General features: G+C 38.2%; 17 protein-coding genes. 6 read left to right on the top strand and 11 right to left on the bottom strand.

Annotation, left to right across the window (positions count from 1 at the left end):
• Nucleotides 1-499: 499 nt before the first annotated feature.
• Nucleotides 500-1,024 (bottom strand): YwhD family protein, encoded by a 525-nt coding sequence (locus ACZ5N5_RS02605; RefSeq protein ID WP_464373214.1) that lies wholly within the window; start codon nucleotides 1,022-1,024, stop codon nucleotides 500-502.
• 119 nt (nucleotides 1,025-1,143) lie between these two features.
• Here ACZ5N5_RS02605 and ACZ5N5_RS02610 point away from each other — a divergent pair, with 119 nt between their 5' ends.
• Nucleotides 1,144-1,326 (top strand): 2-hydroxymuconate tautomerase, encoded by a 183-nt coding sequence (locus ACZ5N5_RS02610; RefSeq protein ID WP_054788613.1) that lies wholly within the window; start codon nucleotides 1,144-1,146, stop codon nucleotides 1,324-1,326.
• 35 nt (nucleotides 1,327-1,361) lie between these two features.
• Nucleotides 1,362-1,568, top strand: a complete 207-nt coding sequence (locus ACZ5N5_RS02615) for a hypothetical protein (RefSeq protein ID WP_464373215.1) — start codon at nucleotides 1,362-1,364, stop codon at nucleotides 1,566-1,568.
• A 13-nt stretch (nucleotides 1,569-1,581) separates the two neighbouring features.
• Here the strand turns inward: ACZ5N5_RS02615 and ACZ5N5_RS02620 are convergent, their stop codons facing one another.
• The gene (locus tag ACZ5N5_RS02620) at nucleotides 1,582-2,076 is read right to left on the bottom strand and encodes a YwgA family protein (protein ID WP_109985438.1); all 495 of its coding nucleotides are present in this window, start codon (nucleotides 2,074-2,076) and stop codon (nucleotides 1,582-1,584) included.
• Nucleotides 2,077-2,096: 20 nt separating this feature from the next.
• Nucleotides 2,097-3,398, bottom strand: a complete 1,302-nt coding sequence (locus tag ACZ5N5_RS02625; protein ID WP_464373216.1) for an HD domain-containing protein — start codon at nucleotides 3,396-3,398, stop codon at nucleotides 2,097-2,099.
• 112 nt (nucleotides 3,399-3,510) lie between these two features.
• Between ACZ5N5_RS02625 and ACZ5N5_RS02630 the strand changes: the two genes are divergently transcribed.
• On the top strand, nucleotides 3,511-4,323 hold the full coding sequence (locus tag ACZ5N5_RS02630) for a lipoate--protein ligase family protein (protein ID WP_054861244.1): 813 nt from the start codon (nucleotides 3,511-3,513) through the stop codon (nucleotides 4,321-4,323).
• 24 nt (nucleotides 4,324-4,347) lie between these two features.
• Here ACZ5N5_RS02630 and menC read toward each other — a convergent pair whose 3' ends face one another.
• From menC to pta, 3 genes are all read right to left on the bottom strand, one after another.
• Nucleotides 4,348-5,454, bottom strand: coding sequence for an o-succinylbenzoate synthase (menC, locus tag ACZ5N5_RS02635; protein ID WP_109985440.1), 1,107 nt, complete (start codon nucleotides 5,452-5,454; stop codon nucleotides 4,348-4,350).
• Between the two features lie 85 nt (nucleotides 5,455-5,539).
• Nucleotides 5,540-6,271, bottom strand: coding sequence for an NERD domain-containing protein (locus ACZ5N5_RS02640; protein WP_464373217.1), 732 nt, complete (start codon nucleotides 6,269-6,271; stop codon nucleotides 5,540-5,542).
• A gap of 316 nt (nucleotides 6,272-6,587) precedes the next feature.
• Nucleotides 6,588-7,568 (bottom strand): phosphate acetyltransferase, encoded by a 981-nt coding sequence (pta, locus tag ACZ5N5_RS02645; protein ID WP_109985441.1) that lies wholly within the window; start codon nucleotides 7,566-7,568, stop codon nucleotides 6,588-6,590.
• A 227-nt stretch (nucleotides 7,569-7,795) separates the two neighbouring features.
• Here pta and hemQ point away from each other — a divergent pair, with 227 nt between their 5' ends.
• Nucleotides 7,796-8,542 (top strand): hydrogen peroxide-dependent heme synthase, encoded by a 747-nt coding sequence (gene hemQ / locus ACZ5N5_RS02650; RefSeq protein WP_054788610.1) that lies wholly within the window; start codon nucleotides 7,796-7,798, stop codon nucleotides 8,540-8,542.
• A gap of 139 nt (nucleotides 8,543-8,681) precedes the next feature.
• On the opposite strand, the gene ACZ5N5_RS02655 is transcribed toward hemQ, so the two are convergent.
• Nucleotides 8,682-9,233 (bottom strand): dihydrofolate reductase family protein, encoded by a 552-nt coding sequence (locus ACZ5N5_RS02655; RefSeq protein WP_054788609.1) that lies wholly within the window; start codon nucleotides 9,231-9,233, stop codon nucleotides 8,682-8,684.
• 158 nt (nucleotides 9,234-9,391) lie between these two features.
• On the opposite strand from ACZ5N5_RS02655, the gene gerQ reads away from it, so the two are divergent.
• Complete coding sequence (gerQ, locus tag ACZ5N5_RS02660) at nucleotides 9,392-9,844, top strand: spore coat protein GerQ (RefSeq protein WP_109985442.1); 453 nt, start codon at nucleotides 9,392-9,394, stop codon at nucleotides 9,842-9,844.
• Between the two features lie 360 nt (nucleotides 9,845-10,204).
• Here gerQ and ACZ5N5_RS02665 read toward each other — a convergent pair whose 3' ends face one another.
• Complete coding sequence (locus tag ACZ5N5_RS02665) at nucleotides 10,205-10,573, bottom strand: DUF423 domain-containing protein (RefSeq protein WP_464373218.1); 369 nt, start codon at nucleotides 10,571-10,573, stop codon at nucleotides 10,205-10,207.
• Nucleotides 10,574-10,593: 20 nt separating this feature from the next.
• Nucleotides 10,594-10,848 (bottom strand): DUF5327 family protein, encoded by a 255-nt coding sequence (locus tag ACZ5N5_RS02670; protein WP_054788607.1) that lies wholly within the window; start codon nucleotides 10,846-10,848, stop codon nucleotides 10,594-10,596.
• 89 nt (nucleotides 10,849-10,937) lie between these two features.
• Between ACZ5N5_RS02670 and ACZ5N5_RS02675 the strand changes: the two genes are divergently transcribed.
• Nucleotides 10,938-11,795 carry a fructosamine kinase family protein gene (locus ACZ5N5_RS02675; protein WP_464373219.1) on the top strand — a complete coding sequence of 286 codons (858 nt, stop codon included), beginning with the start codon at nucleotides 10,938-10,940 and terminating at the stop codon, nucleotides 11,793-11,795.
• An 11-nt stretch (nucleotides 11,796-11,806) separates the two neighbouring features.
• Here ACZ5N5_RS02675 and ACZ5N5_RS02680 read toward each other — a convergent pair whose 3' ends face one another.
• Nucleotides 11,807-12,859 (bottom strand): acyltransferase family protein, encoded by a 1,053-nt coding sequence (locus tag ACZ5N5_RS02680; RefSeq protein WP_277678675.1) that lies wholly within the window; start codon nucleotides 12,857-12,859, stop codon nucleotides 11,807-11,809.
• Between the two features lie 145 nt (nucleotides 12,860-13,004).
• Nucleotides 13,005-14,237 (bottom strand): aminopeptidase, encoded by a 1,233-nt coding sequence (locus ACZ5N5_RS02685; RefSeq protein WP_464373220.1) that lies wholly within the window; start codon nucleotides 14,235-14,237, stop codon nucleotides 13,005-13,007.
• Nucleotides 14,238-14,401: the final 164 nt, after the last annotated feature.

Genomic DNA, 14,401 nt, shown 5'->3' on the forward strand with positions numbered 1-14,401 from the left:
AAAGCTTATAAACTCCATTTTGCTGGGATTCTTCGGTTGAAATGCGCTTTATAATGCATATAAACTCCATTTCGCTGGGGTTCCTCGTTTGAAATGCGCTTTATAAAGCTTATAAACTCCATTTCGCTGGGATACTCCGTTTAAATTGCGCTTTATAAAGCTTATAAACTCCATTTTGCTGGTTTTCTTCGTTTAAATTGCGCTTTATAAAGCTTATAAACTCCATTTCGCTGGATTCCTCGTTTGAAATGCACTTTGTAAAGGATATAACTCCATTTTGCTGGGATGGGATTCTTCAGTGATCCGGATCTTTTAGTTAAGAGCGTCCAAGTAGAAGTGGATGCTTATTTATTCAGTCATGAAAAAAGGCCAGGCGAATGCCCGGCCCTTTTCCAGTCCTAGTAACGAAGAGTTACCATGTGTGTATTATTTTAATCAATAACGCTTGCTTTGGACAAGTATAATATAGAAAGTTCAGAAATTGTTCACAAAGTGTTCATTATTTTGGTAAAACCTGTTTTAATTCTTCTGGTGATCGTTCCCACATTTCTGGCTTATAATCACGTAAAAAATCAGCCAAGAGCTTGAGGGATTTTTCATCCATATGTTCCACAATATAATGACCCTTCATTGATTTATCCATATGATTAACATGTTCTGGCATAGACTTATAGGCGCGCTTTATCGATCGATCGACACGAATTTCACTACCTGCTACCCCATGATAATACGGTCCTTCTTCTCCTCTTTCAACCGTGACCCATACGATCCAATATAATTTCCCATTTGGAACTTCCTCTTTATTAGGGATAAATTTCACCCTTCTTTCTACCTCACTTCTTGCGTGCATTGCCCCCATATCCACAAATGCTCTGTCATCATTTGGATCGATGATGACAGGAGAAATATTTTCTAAGCTTATCGAACCAACTCCATACCCACCATGACCGTCTGTAGAATCATCCTTCATGATAGTGAATTGATTAGATTTCTTCTTATTATTAGAATTTTTTTGATCACTCATCTATCGTAAACCTCCTAGCCTAAATCCATTTACTGTTATTGTAGCATTTTGTTTCGCTGATTTCACATTTATGCTACAATAATAAGTATGTTTATATCTTGATCAAGGAGTGATGACATATGCCATACGTAACGATACAAATGCTAGAAGGTAGAACAGATGAGCAAAGAAAAGCCTTAATTGAAAAAGTAACTGATGCCGTTGTAGAAACAACAGGTGCCAATCGAGAAAAAGTTGTTGTATTTGTCGAGGATATTGACAAACGGAATTATGGAGTTGGTGGAAAACGATTAGTGGATTGAAGCTTTGATCACAATAGTTAAAAGGATGTGATGGATTGATGCCATTCTCTTTATTTACTTCTATTGGCGGTTCTCATGGAACCATGGTCTACTTAATAATTATCTTTGTTTTAGTTTTGCTATTGATTGCTTTTATGATATCCAAAATATTCAGACAAAAATTGTCTAATAAGCAATTAGATCGCATCGAAGAAAAATTAGATACCTTACTGAAGGAAAAAGACCGCTACAATAATCCGTAGCGGTCAGCTTTTGCTAATGCTTGATCTTTTCGATAAACTCCCATGCTTCCTTCATATCTTCCTTTGTATAATTGGATTTTTTCTTCACTTCTTGTACTTTTCTCTCCGTATCCGCTTTATCTAAATCATCAAAATAAAGCATGGTGGCGACAAGCTCCAAAAAACGAGAGCTTTTTTCATTCATATCATTGACAATGGCCTCGAGGTTTGACAAATCTACAGGAGAATGCTCCAAAAAATTCTCCCCCTCCTCCGTTACCTGATAACGATATTGGTAATAATTGCTTTTCGACTCTTTTACTTCTGAGACAAAGCCTAAGTTAGTCAATTCCTCCATCCTTAACGACAATTCCTCCGAATATGGGCCATAAAAATGAAAAGTGTACTTTTCTTCAAAAGGATACCCTAGCTTTTTCATGATATAAATAATTTTTTGTAGCTTTTTTCTACCAACGATCCCTGCAGATGATGCAATCACCTTTACGAGTTTTGCATGATTATCTAACAATGATAACACCCCTATTTCTATTATTCCGAATGATGTAGTAATGCAAGTATTCTCTTTTTCTCTTGGCTATCGTCTGGGAGCTGTAAAATCACGTCCCGAGGATAGTACAGCTTATGGTCCGTTCTTTTCTTACCTGAAATCGCCTCTACAATTTCCGATTGCCTTGATAATTCACGTAATTCCTTATTTGGCATGAATAAATGGATGGGAAGTCGTTCTTCCTCTTCACCAGGACGATAAAAGTCGTATGGTAAATCAGAGGAGGAATCAACAACTAAATAATAATCCGGATCTAACCCAATATCGATAAACAATTGATGCAATTCCATCCATTCCTTCATCTGTAGATTCGGATTAAATTCCACATACTTAAACAGCCTTCGATTGACAAAGCGATAGGCCAAGTCCTTTAAAATTGGATCCTTCTCATCTGCCCACATTTGGAAATAATACAACACGACTGCTTCATCTAATTGAATATAGTGCTTTAAAGAAACCTTTTCTTCAAAAAGAGAAATGAAATGAGTAGGCTCCATTTGAAAGGAATACCCCTCTTCATACAACGCCTTCGCACGATGTAAAATTTTTGTTAAAATAACCTCAGCACTTCTTGTAACTGGATGAAAATAAACCTGCCAATACATTTGGTAACGACTCATAATGTAATCTTCCACCGCATGCATACCTGACTCTTTTACGACAACCTGATCCTCATATGGACGCATCACCCTAAGTATTCGTTCCATGTCAAAATGGCCATAGCTTACACCAGTAAAATAAGCATCACGCTGAAGGTAATCCATTCTGTCTGCATCTATTTGACTTGATATTAGGCTAACAACAAGCTTGTCCTCATAGGTTTTGTTAATGACATCCGCTACTTTCTGTGGAAAGTCTTTACTAACCTTTTTCAGTACTTTGTTTACCTCCGTATCACCTAAAATAATCGCCTTTGTAAATTCCTCATGATCGAGCTTAAACACCTTCTCAAAAGAATGGGAAAAGGGTCCATGCCCAAGATCATGAAGCAGTGCAGCACATAAGCATAGGAGCCTTTCTTCATGATTCCAATTAGGCCTGTCCGCAAAATTAACTAAGATTCTTCTTACAATCTCGTACACTCCTAAAGAATGATTTAATCTACTATGCTCCGCTCCATGAAAGGTTAAAAAGGATGTCCCTAGCTGTTTGATTCTTCTTAATCTCTGGAATTCTCTTGTCCCGATCAAATCCCAAATTACCCGATCCCGTACATGCACATAACGGTGGACAGGATCCTTGAATACTTTCTCTTCATGCAACTGTTCGTCTTTATAAGCCATGGCATATACCTTCCTCTTTTTTCTTACTACTAGTATAATATAAATTTAAGTGGACGAAAACAGTTAAGGAAGAGCATTATTTAGAGAGCAATTGGAGAGATGAGGATTAGTAATGTTAAAGTTTTTCGATGATAAAAAAATTCGCTTCATAGATCATAGTAATCCCACAAGTTTGGGCACAGCGATGGCATCCTTTGCGGTGGATGATGCGTTATGTCAAAGTATCGGCCGACAGCAGGATGAGGTGGCGTGTCGATTCTGGGTGCATGATAATACAGTTGTACTCGGCATTCTGGATTGTCGCCTTCCGAATATTGCGGAGGCAGTAACTTTTTTACAACAAGAAGGGTTTGATGTGGTTGTCCGCAACTCTGGCGGCCTTGCAGTTGTATTAGATAGTGGTGTATTAAATTGGTCGTTTGTTCTGCCTGACTCCCGTGAGCTTGGCATACATTCTGGTTATGAGCTAATGACTACATTTGTTCAGGAAATGTACGGCGATTTAACAGATAAAATTGAAGCATATGAGATTACGGGCTCTTACTGTCCGGGAGATTATGATTTAAGTATTGGCGGAAAAAAATTTGCAGGTATATCCCAGAGGCGTGTCAAAAATGGCATTGCCGTTCAAATATATTTGTGTGTAGAAGGTAGTGGCAGATCTCGTGCTGAATTGGTGCGTAAATTTTATACACACGGGCAAGCAGTCAAAGATGAGCGATTTCCCTATCCTGATGTAGTTCCAGATACGATGCGTTCCCTATCAGAATTGCTTGGAGAAGTGCTGACAGTCGAAGATGCGAAGAAAAGAGTTTTAAAGCTTTTAGGGAGTTATTATGAACAGGATTTATATGGTGATGAACTCGTGGTTTTTGAGAAAAGAATGAAGCAAATGATAGAGCGTAATGAGAAAGCACTCGGATGATGATCGAGTGCTTTTTCTTTGGAGCTATAGAACAATTTTTTCTATTCGGAATTTCGCTAATGCTTCATGATCAATTTCATAACCGATACCAGGCTTGTCCAACAAAGTAATTTGACCATTTTCAATCTCCACTTCTGGAGTGATGATATCTTGATGCCAATAACGATTGGATGCACCTGGATCTGCTGGTAGGGTGAAGCCTGGTAGTGTTGCAAGGGCAAGACTTTGTGCTCTACCAACACCAGCTTCAAGCATGCCACCACACCAAACCGGGATGTGATGAGCTACACATAGATCATGAATGGTGATTGCATTCGTGAAGCCTCCGACTCTGCCAAGCTTTATACTGATGATCTTACAGCTATTTAGCTCGATCGCTGTCTTAGCATCTGATAAGGTATGAATGCTTTCGTCAAGGCATATAGGTGTTTGGATTTTTTCCTGAAGCTTAGCATGATCAACAAAATCATCCTGTGCTAGAGGCTGTTCTATCATCATAAGATCAAATTGATCAAAGCTTTTTAAATGCTCGATGTCCTGAAGTGTGTAAGCGGAATTAGCATCTACCATCAGCTTAATATCAGGGAAGCTATTGCGTACCTTTTCCAATAGAGTAAGATCATTTTCTCGATTTATTTTCAACTTAATTCGTTGATAGCCTTGATCGAGTACAGTCTGTATCGATTGCTTTAGGATTGGAAAATCCCTCTTTATCCCAATCGCCGCTCCTACAGATACTTGTGCGGTCCTCCCACCTATTGCTCGATAAAGCGGTACATGCTCTCGTTTAGCATACAAATCCCAGATTGCTCCTTCGATTGCAGCCTTCGCCATATGATTGCGACGCACGCCCTCACATTTTTGTATAAAAGTATTCGGATGATCGAATGGCTGCAACTTTGCAATTGGTGCCAGGTCCTCCTTGATAATGGTATAGACTGTATTGGTCGTTTCTTCTGTATACCAGGGTGTATGAAATGCAACAGATTCACCAAAGCCTCTCAAGCCGTCCTGATCAACTAGCTCGATTACAAAGATATCTTTTTCTTTTACTATCTTTCTACTGTTCTTAAATGGTGTACGAAGAGGCATGTTGATTCGATGTAGGATGATTTTCTCGATTTGGATCATGGGCGAGCACCTCCTTGGACTTTTCATTTCGCCACTTTTTTGTTTAACCCCGCCATTATGGGTGATTTTCCCGCCACTTAGAGCGCTAATCCCGCCACTTTATTAAATCAATTGAATAACTTGTATTTTTGGAAATACCTGATTTATAAATACCTGCCCTTGCAAAGATCTTTTGCATCGCATTCGTGGAATCTAAAGAAAGGAATTCTCTTGCCATTCGATTAGTAATTCTATTATCCATTAAAAGTGCTAGTTCATATAATGCGCGTAGATGTGCTTTTTGACTACGTGTTCCACAATGCGGGCATTCCCAACGCATTCGATTACGCTTCATTGCGTATTGATTGCACGAGGGACAACGAACACCTTTGATTAAATCTTCCCATAGAACCTCATATTTTTCTAGTATGTTGATTACCGCTGACTGGTGATGGGATTCTAAAAATCCTGATAGAAGTTCCACCTGATGACTGGTTATTACTGGAGGATATTTTTTTGCTAGTTTCTCGAGATAGGATGGTAATGCGATTCTGGTGAGAATTCTCGATCTCTCAGAATAATCCTGTAAAAGTAAGCGGGCATTTGGATGAACGAAGACACTTGCAGTAAAAATCGGTGGGATATCGATGGAATACTCTAACAAAAACCTTCTTAATTGCGCTTTTTGTAAATCAACTTGGAGTAAAGGATCCGGAAAAATATCGTTTTTATCCTCCGTTTCTCCATATAGCTGATGGGCATCTTGATCAAAATAAATCGTTCCAGTTATGTTTTTTACTTCTAGTAAACATAGAAAGCTTGGCCTTCTATAGAGCATAGATCGAAATAATAATCGAGGGAATTCTCTCCATATCGACCAGCGTCGAGGATTCGATATTGTTCATGGATTGAGGAGAATTTGGGGTGTGTAGCAGGAAGGCAAAATGATAATGCTTGATACTGTTCACGTTTTATAAAATTTCAACTCCTTTCTTTGAAAGTAGTATAACATTAGAAAAACTAGGCATCGCTCTTCTTTTGGCGAATGCCTAGTTTTTCTTATACTTGGTACCTTAAAATTTCAGCTACGTCGAAACTTCTGCTGTGAAATTTTATACTTTTCCAACGTGTAAAAAAGCACAATGAGCCTAAACTCACTGTGCGTCTAATGATTGGGCCGCTGTGATGATAGCTAATTTATAAGCATCCTCTGCACTACACCCTCTTGATAAATCATTTACTGGTTTATTCAACCCTTGTAGGACAGGTCCTACTGCATCAAATCCACCAAGTCTTTGGGCTATTTTATAGCCAATATTCCCTGCTTCTAAGCCTGGGAAAACAAAAACATTTGCCTTTCCTGCAAGAACAGATCCTGGTGCTTTTTTTTCCGCAACAGATGGAACAAAGGCAGCATCAAATTGAAACTCTCCATCTAATACTAGCTCTGGTGCAATATTTTTTGCAATTTCAGCTGCTTCTGCTACTTTTTCTGTTTCAGGTGATTTCGCTGAACCTTTGGTTGAGAAGCTAAGTAGAGCAACACGAGGATCGATATTAAATAATTTTGCAGTTTCTGCACTGTTTACAGCAATTTCTGCTAAATCCTGGCTATCTGGTGCAATATTAATCGCACAATCTGCAAAAACATATTTTTCATCATCACGAACCATAATGAAAACTCCAGATGTCTTCTTAATCCCTTCTTTTGTTTTAATAATTTGTAGTGCTGGTCTTACGGTATCTGCTGTCGAATGTGCTGCACCACTAACTAGGCCATCTGCTTTTCCCATATGGACAAGCATTGTTCCGAAGTAATTCTCATCGAGAAGAATTTTGCGGGCATCTTCTTCCGTTGCCTTCCCTTTTCTTCTTTCTACAAAGGATGCTACCATTTGGTCAAAATCTGAGTATTCGCTTGGGTCCAAAATTGTCGCTTCGGTAATATCAAGCTGTAATTCCTTTGCTCTCTGTTCTATTTTTTCTTTTATTCCGACTAATACAGGTTGTACAAATCCATCTTTGTTTAGCTTCGCAACTGCTGATAAAATTCTTTCATCCAATCCTTCAGGAAATACGATTTTTCTAGGATTCCCGTCCAATCTACTTTTCATTTCAGCAAATAAATCGCTCATAAAATAAACCCTCCAAAATATTATCTGTATTATATCATAAGCCTTTTTGTGTAATAATTAAAGCATTTGCCATTATGAAGGCGTTTTAATCTAGAAATTCTTTTTCCTTGTTCAAATTTTTGTCAAAAATGAGTCAAAAGGAGAGATCAGGCAATTCCCTATCCATGCTTATATTTACCCAAATGTGTTATATTAAAACTAGAGATGGTTAAAAAGGAGAGATAATTATGCCAGAAGCAGTTGAAACAATGGATGGCTGGTATTGTTTACATGATCTTCGTACAATAGATTGGACTAAATGGAAAAACGCTACCGAGCAAGAAAGAGAGCAGGCTGTTCATGAGCTCCAGGACATGTTAACTGGCTGGGAGCAAGTAGCTGAAGCTCGAGAGGGGAGCCATGCCTTTTATTCCATTATGGGTCAAAAAGCTGATATTCTTCTTATGATTTTAAGACCAACCATGCAGGAGCTTGGGGATATTGAGCTTCGTTTTAATAAATCTAAATTTGCGGAATTTACAAAGCCTAGCTATTCTTATGTATCTGTTGTGGAATTATCTAAGTATATGTCCAAGGAGAATGACAATCCCGAAGACAACCCTGGTGTTCGTGCTCGATTAAAGCCGAAACTACCAAACTGGGAACATATTTGCTTTTACCCAATGGACAAGCGTCGTGAAGGAAATGATAATTGGTATATGCTCCCGTTCGATGAGCGCCGTCAGCTTATGTATGAGCATAGCTTTACTGGTCGTAAATATGCTGGTGAGGTAAAGCAAATCATTACAGGCTCTATGGGCTTTGATGATTGGGAATGGAGCGTCACTTTATTTGCTAAGGATGTTCTCCAGCTTAAGAAGATTGTTTATGAAATGCGTTTTGATGTTGTCAGTGCTCGCTATGGTGAATTCGGCCCATTCTATGTTGGCAACATTTTACGTACAGAAGAAATTCCAGCATATTTGCATGTTTAAAACTAAAATGCAGGTGGCTGGAATAAAAGAGTAGTAAAGAAGGAAAATCCGAACATTAATATTTGTGCACCGAAACCGCTCCCTCAGAAGATGGTTCGGATTCTCCTTCTTCCTTGTTATGCCCCAGCAGCTTATTCGGTTATTTGTACACCAATAACACGTTTCCACACTGAAATGTATGAGTTTCGATCAATTCTAGCTTTCGCATCCTGTTATGAAATAACCTGACGCCGTTACCAATTACAACAGGATTGAGGATAAGTCGAAATTCATCAATTAAATCTTCTTGGATAAATGTTTGGGCAATATCTGCACCTGCTAACAGTACAAGATCTTGACCAGGTTGCTGCTTCCACTTCCTTACTTCGAAAGCTATATTTCCTTTCACAGCTATGGCATTCCATTCCACTTTATTAAGTGTTCGGGTAAATACTGCCTTCTTCTTTTGATTTATTTTTCTAGCAAAAGCGCGACTTTCTTCCGAGTTATTCGGGTCAAATTCAGCTGATGGCCAATACTGAATCATCATTTCGTACGCTCGGCGACCATAAAGCAATGTATCGGCACTATCCAAAAGATTTTCCATGTACTCGTCCATCTCCTGATCCATAACATGCCATGAGCTATCACCATTCTCACCAGCCACATATCCATCTAATGACATAACCATTGATAAGATTACTTTTCTCATCCGCTTCCCCCTCCATTTAACTCACTTTACTACATTTAGACACTGGGAATTTCTTTTCTATTGCTATCCTCCAAACAAAAATTCTATCTTCTTTATGCATGTTCATAGCATATCCCGCATACATATCAACTAGTAGAACTAGAGAGGAGTTTTGCATAATGAATCAAGAGCAAAATCAAGTCAGACAGCAACAAGGAGCGGGGATGCCATATAATCCGTCAATGAATTATGGAATGGGCTATCAGCCATATAGCTATGGTCAGCAATCAATGCAAATGCCGCAGCAGCCACAGCAACAGTCTCCACAACAGCCATCTATATCCGACGTACCAGGAATGCTACCATTACAGGAATCTTATATTGAAAATATTCTCCGATTGAATAAAGGAAAGCGCGCTACGGTATATATGACTTTTGAAAATAATGAGCGTTGGAATGCAAAGGTTTTTAAAGGGATTATTGAGGCAGCTGGTCGTGACCACATTATTCTTAGTGATCCTGAAACCAATAGAAGATATTTATTGTTAATGATTTATCTTGATTACATTACATTTGATGAAGAAATTAATTACAATTATCCGATCGGAAATACTAGCTATTCCCCGAGATAATTACAGATACTGAGGTGACCACATTATATTGAAAATAAATTCTACTACCGACGTACTTATACCCATATTATTTTTTGCTATTGTTATAGCAGTCTTTGCATGGAAAACTCAATCAATCACGTTATTCGCAATAGCCATTGTTAGTATTGCTATTGTATTATTTGGTGAGGCCTTACAAGCTTACCAATCCAAGAATAGGCTGTTGTTTTCCCAACAGCTCTTGCGTGGTCTTGGTTTAATTACTTTATTAGTAATATTTCTATAATATTCTCCTATCACAGCTGTCTTCCGCTGTGGTAGTTTTTTTATTCAGAGCTAGCCATCAGCTAAGGGGAAATCCCCCTCTACTGATGGAAGTCTTTATATAAATTTGACAATTGCGTAGCCTAATAAAACCCATCCAATTAAAAAAGCGACTCCTCCAAGTGGTGTAATCATTGCAAAAGCTTTGATGGCAGTTGTTGAATAGATGTATAAGCTTCCTGAAAACAAGAGGATTCCAACAAAAAAGAACCAACCTGCTGAGACAATACTACCTGCAGTTATTTTTGGCATTAACAGTCCTGTAGCCAATAAAACAACTGTATGGAACATCTGATATTGTACTGCCTTTTCCCAGGTTTGGAGCATTTTCTCCGAAAGCTTTCCTTCCAATCCATGAGCACCAAAGGCCCCAAGCGCTACTGCTACAAATCCGTTTATTATCCCAAGTAATAAAAATATTTTCATTCTCACACACTCCTCTTATGTTAAAAATCAAGCAAGGAATCACTATTTTCCTTTGCTACATCTACCTTTTCATTTGTTTTCTTAGGGGTTTCTCCAACCATCTTACGCCATTCCACCTCATCGATAGAAGTACTTAAGGAAGGAGCTTCTTTTTCTAATAGCAATTCTGTTAATGCATGAATTGCCTTGGCATGCTCTCTGATTCGACCATTTTCAAGAGCTTGCTCACTTTCCAGGATGATTTTTTTCAAGATTTGTTGATCAGTAATTGCCATACCTATTCTCCTTTTGCGTCCGTTTACTATCTATTATACAATCTTCGTAGAACAGAAGAAAAGTAATCCAATATTAAAGGGGTATTTTCATGCAAGAAAAATTACGGCAAATTGGTGATAAATCAGAGGTGAAGGAATTTCGTTCTGTTGCAGGTGGGGATATTAATAATGCCTACTATGTTAAAACAGAGAAAAATAAATATTTCATCAAAACAAACGAGAAGGTTCCGAGTGATTTTTTTCAATTAGAAGCAAAAGGGTTAGAGGCAATTCGCCAGACAAACACGATCAACGTACCAAAGGTATACCATTATGATATCGCTACAAATAATGAAGAAATTATGCTTATTATGGAATGGATAGCAGGAGATAAAAGACAGGCTAATGGAAACCTTCTAGGTGAAAACCTTGCTTCTATGCATCTAGCAGAAGCTGGACCACAATATGGACTGGACATACCTACCTTTGTCGGTGATCTAGTCCAAGAAAATAGCTGGTATGATAGCTGGGTGGAATATTATCAAAAGCAGCGATTACAAACACAATTAGAGCTTGGAATTCAAAGGGATAGCATGCCACAAATGAGGAGAAGTCGCTTGGAAACCTTAATCGATAAGCTCGACAACTATATTCCTAAAAGGCCAAAAGTTTCGTTACTTCATGGTGATCTCTGGGGTGGAAATTGGTTAGCTGGACCAAGAGGAATTCCTTATCTGATCGATCCCTCCATATTGTATGGGGATCACGCCTTTGAGATAGCTTTTACCGAATTATTCGGCGGATTTCCTACAAGTTTTTATCAAAACTATCAGGCTATCTTTCCTCTTCCAGATTATTATGAGGATATAAAACCGATCTATCAGCTCTTCTATTTACTAGTTCATTTAAATATATTTGGTGAAGGCTATGGCGGAGCGGTTGATCGGATTTTAAACCAATATACTTAAGGAAAAGTCGCTTATGACGACTTTTCCTTATAAGCAGGATAAGCATCTCTCTGTTCCCTTTTTTTCCATTTGTTTTCTCGATTTTCAAACCATTTTGCTAAAAGGGTGGTCTTTCCTTCTACAATTGGCTGAGTAAAGGTTGCCACCGATTTGGATGATAGGAACCATACAATCGCTGCAGCTATTACTGCTAAACCAATCGTATCTAGGTTATGATCTAGCTGTAGTAAACCAGCTTCACGTCCGTATTGAATAATGATGCCATGTAATAGATAGACATACATCGTATTTTGCCCTAGATTAGTAAAAGAATAGCGTTGTTTTGGCACTAGTAATAATACGGAAAATACCATGAAAATGGCTAAAAGATAGAGTCCAAATCGTGCAGCACCACCGTAAAATGGTAGTTCAAGATCTAGATAAGAATGGGAACCAAATAACCAGCCAGTCGGAATCTTAGGTTGTAAATAGCTTACTAGAAAGACAACGAATAAGATGGCGACAGATACTATTTGATTCTTTCGGTTTTTCCAAGCAAATAGTCTTTCCTTTGTTAGCCAATATCCGATAAGGAAAAACGGAAAGAAAACAAACGTACGAGATAAACTAAATGCTTCCCCTATTACTGGTAAATACCCAATCATGATTCCAATAAGAAAGGCAAGAGGAATACCTATCATAGGAGGTATTTTTTTGAATACAATCAACAACAGGTGCCAGCTAAATAAGCTTAGCAAGAACCATAATCCCCACTGTGGATCATAAAGACTTGTATCCCAATCGTTTTTACCGATTCCTAAGAAATAGATCGTATACAGAATTTGAAAAATAAAATATGGAACTAAAATTCGCTTAAATAATTTTATTAAATAACCTTTGTTACTAGCTCCCTTTGCAAAGAAACCACTAATAAGGATAAATACAGGCATATGGAATATATAAATCCATTGATATAAAACATTAACTAACTCTATGCTTTCTTTTAATGGTTGGATTAAGTGTCCAAACACGACAAGAAATATGAAAAGGAGCTTTGCATTATCGAAATAAGCTTCACGTTGCATATTCTTCTTCTCCCTCAATAAAACAGTTTACTCTATTCTACCCGCTAAAAAGGAAGTTAAAAAGAAAATAAGTATATTGTTATGATAATGTAAATCCTAAGTAAAAGGAATGAAACATAACTTTATTTAATTTTAATATTGCTATTTAGAAGCTAATCGCCCATGTACCATTGCGGAATATTGCTTCTGCCGTTCCATCCTCTGTTATCCCATCGATATTCATGTCCGCAGATCCAATCATAAAATCTTCATGAACAATACTATCGTTCACTCCATGCTGGTCCATTTGTTGCTCATTCATTTCTGAACCACCTTTGATATTGGTCGGATAAGCCTTTCCAAGGGCAATATGACAGGATGCATTTTCATCAAATAATGTGTTGAAGAAGATAATTCCTGCTTGAGATACAGGTGATTCATGCGGGACTAATGCCACTTCTCCCAGTCGTGAGGCACCATCATCGTCTGCCTCCAATAAATGCTTCAATGCCTCTTTCCCTTTTTCACACTGATAATCGACTACTTTTCCATCTTTAAATGTTAGACTGAAATCTTCAATCAATTGTCCTTGGAAGCTTAGCGGTTTTGTGCTTGTTACGGTTCCGTTCACACCATATTTATGTGGCATTGTAAAAACTTCCTCTGTCGGAATATTAGGATTAAACACTACTCTATCAGTAGCCGTTGCAGCACCACCATGCCATATATGGCCTTTTGGTAATTCAATGGTTAGATCTGTTCCTTTTGCCGTAAAGTGTAGCTTTGAATAATTTTTTTCATTTAGATATTCTCGAGCTTTTTTAAGAATTGCATTATGCTGCTCCCACGCCTTGATTGGATCATTCTTATCCACTCGAGTAATGCGAAAGATTTCATTCCAAAGCTTTTCCTTTGCTGCTTCTGCTGTATCGTCTGGGAAAATTTTTTGCGCCCACTCTAATGTTGGGTAACCGACAATAGACCAACGAGCTCTGTCATTCATCATATACTCGCGATATTCCTTCAGTGCGTTGGATCTAGCTTTAGTAACGGCAGCCATTCGTTTACCATCAATATCTTGTAATAAATCGGGATTCTCCCCATAGATGTTCAACACAGCATAGCCGTCCTTCACCATACTGATCATTGCTTCTTTGCGCCATTCGGGAAATGTTTCTAAAACTTCCATCGGGGCATGTGTCATTTTAAGTAATGTAAGCTGGTCATCACTCCATTCAGTATGGACATTTTTTGCGCCCATTTCATAGGCTTGTTTAACGACGATCCGCACGAATTCAACAGCTTCGATTGGTGCTTGGATTAGCAGGCCTTGTCCTTTTTGAAGGTTGACTCCGGTTTGTAATGCTAATTCTGCATATTTTTTCAAAGATTCTTTCATCGATCATTCCTCCTTCATTTAACTATATTATGGCAAAGAACAGGCAATTCTGCCAACATCATGCATATTCACGTTAGGAAAGCTCGCATTCGCTCGTCTTTTAGCGGATGTGTTAGCTTTTCTTATAGCTTGGACTTAAAAATCTTTGCTTCGTCGCTTTACTT

It is taken from the genome of Gracilibacillus sp. JCM 18966 (genome assembly GCF_055392695.1).

Coding starts and splice junctions, on each gene's coding strand:
- ACZ5N5_RS02630 (WP_054861244.1), top strand. CDS start 3,511: ATGTTAAAGTTTTTCGATGATAAAAAAATTCGCTTCATAGATCATAGT.
- ACZ5N5_RS02685 (WP_464373220.1), bottom strand. CDS start 14,237: ATGAAAGAATCTTTGAAAAAATATGCAGAATTAGCATTACAAACCGGA.
- hemQ (WP_054788610.1), top strand. CDS start 7,796: ATGCCAGAAGCAGTTGAAACAATGGATGGCTGGTATTGTTTACATGAT.
- menC (WP_109985440.1), bottom strand. CDS start 5,454: ATGATCCAAATCGAGAAAATCATCCTACATCGAATCAACATGCCTCTT.
- ACZ5N5_RS02655 (WP_054788609.1), bottom strand. CDS start 9,233: ATGAGAAAAGTAATCTTATCAATGGTTATGTCATTAGATGGATATGTG.
- ACZ5N5_RS02665 (WP_464373218.1), bottom strand. CDS start 10,573: ATGAAAATATTTTTATTACTTGGGATAATAAACGGATTTGTAGCAGTA.
- gerQ (WP_109985442.1), top strand. CDS start 9,392: ATGAATCAAGAGCAAAATCAAGTCAGACAGCAACAAGGAGCGGGGATG.
- ACZ5N5_RS02680 (WP_277678675.1), bottom strand. CDS start 12,859: ATGCAACGTGAAGCTTATTTCGATAATGCAAAGCTCCTTTTCATATTT.
- ACZ5N5_RS02640 (WP_464373217.1), bottom strand. CDS start 6,271: ATGCTCTATAGAAGGCCAAGCTTTCTATGTTTACTAGAAGTAAAAAAC.
- ACZ5N5_RS02605 (WP_464373214.1), bottom strand. CDS start 1,024: ATGAGTGATCAAAAAAATTCTAATAATAAGAAGAAATCTAATCAATTC.
- ACZ5N5_RS02625 (WP_464373216.1), bottom strand. CDS start 3,398: ATGGCTTATAAAGACGAACAGTTGCATGAAGAGAAAGTATTCAAGGAT.
- ACZ5N5_RS02675 (WP_464373219.1), top strand. CDS start 10,938: ATGCAAGAAAAATTACGGCAAATTGGTGATAAATCAGAGGTGAAGGAA.
- ACZ5N5_RS02670 (WP_054788607.1), bottom strand. CDS start 10,848: ATGGCAATTACTGATCAACAAATCTTGAAAAAAATCATCCTGGAAAGT.
- pta (WP_109985441.1), bottom strand. CDS start 7,568: ATGAGCGATTTATTTGCTGAAATGAAAAGTAGATTGGACGGGAATCCT.
- ACZ5N5_RS02610 (WP_054788613.1), top strand. CDS start 1,144: ATGCCATACGTAACGATACAAATGCTAGAAGGTAGAACAGATGAGCAA.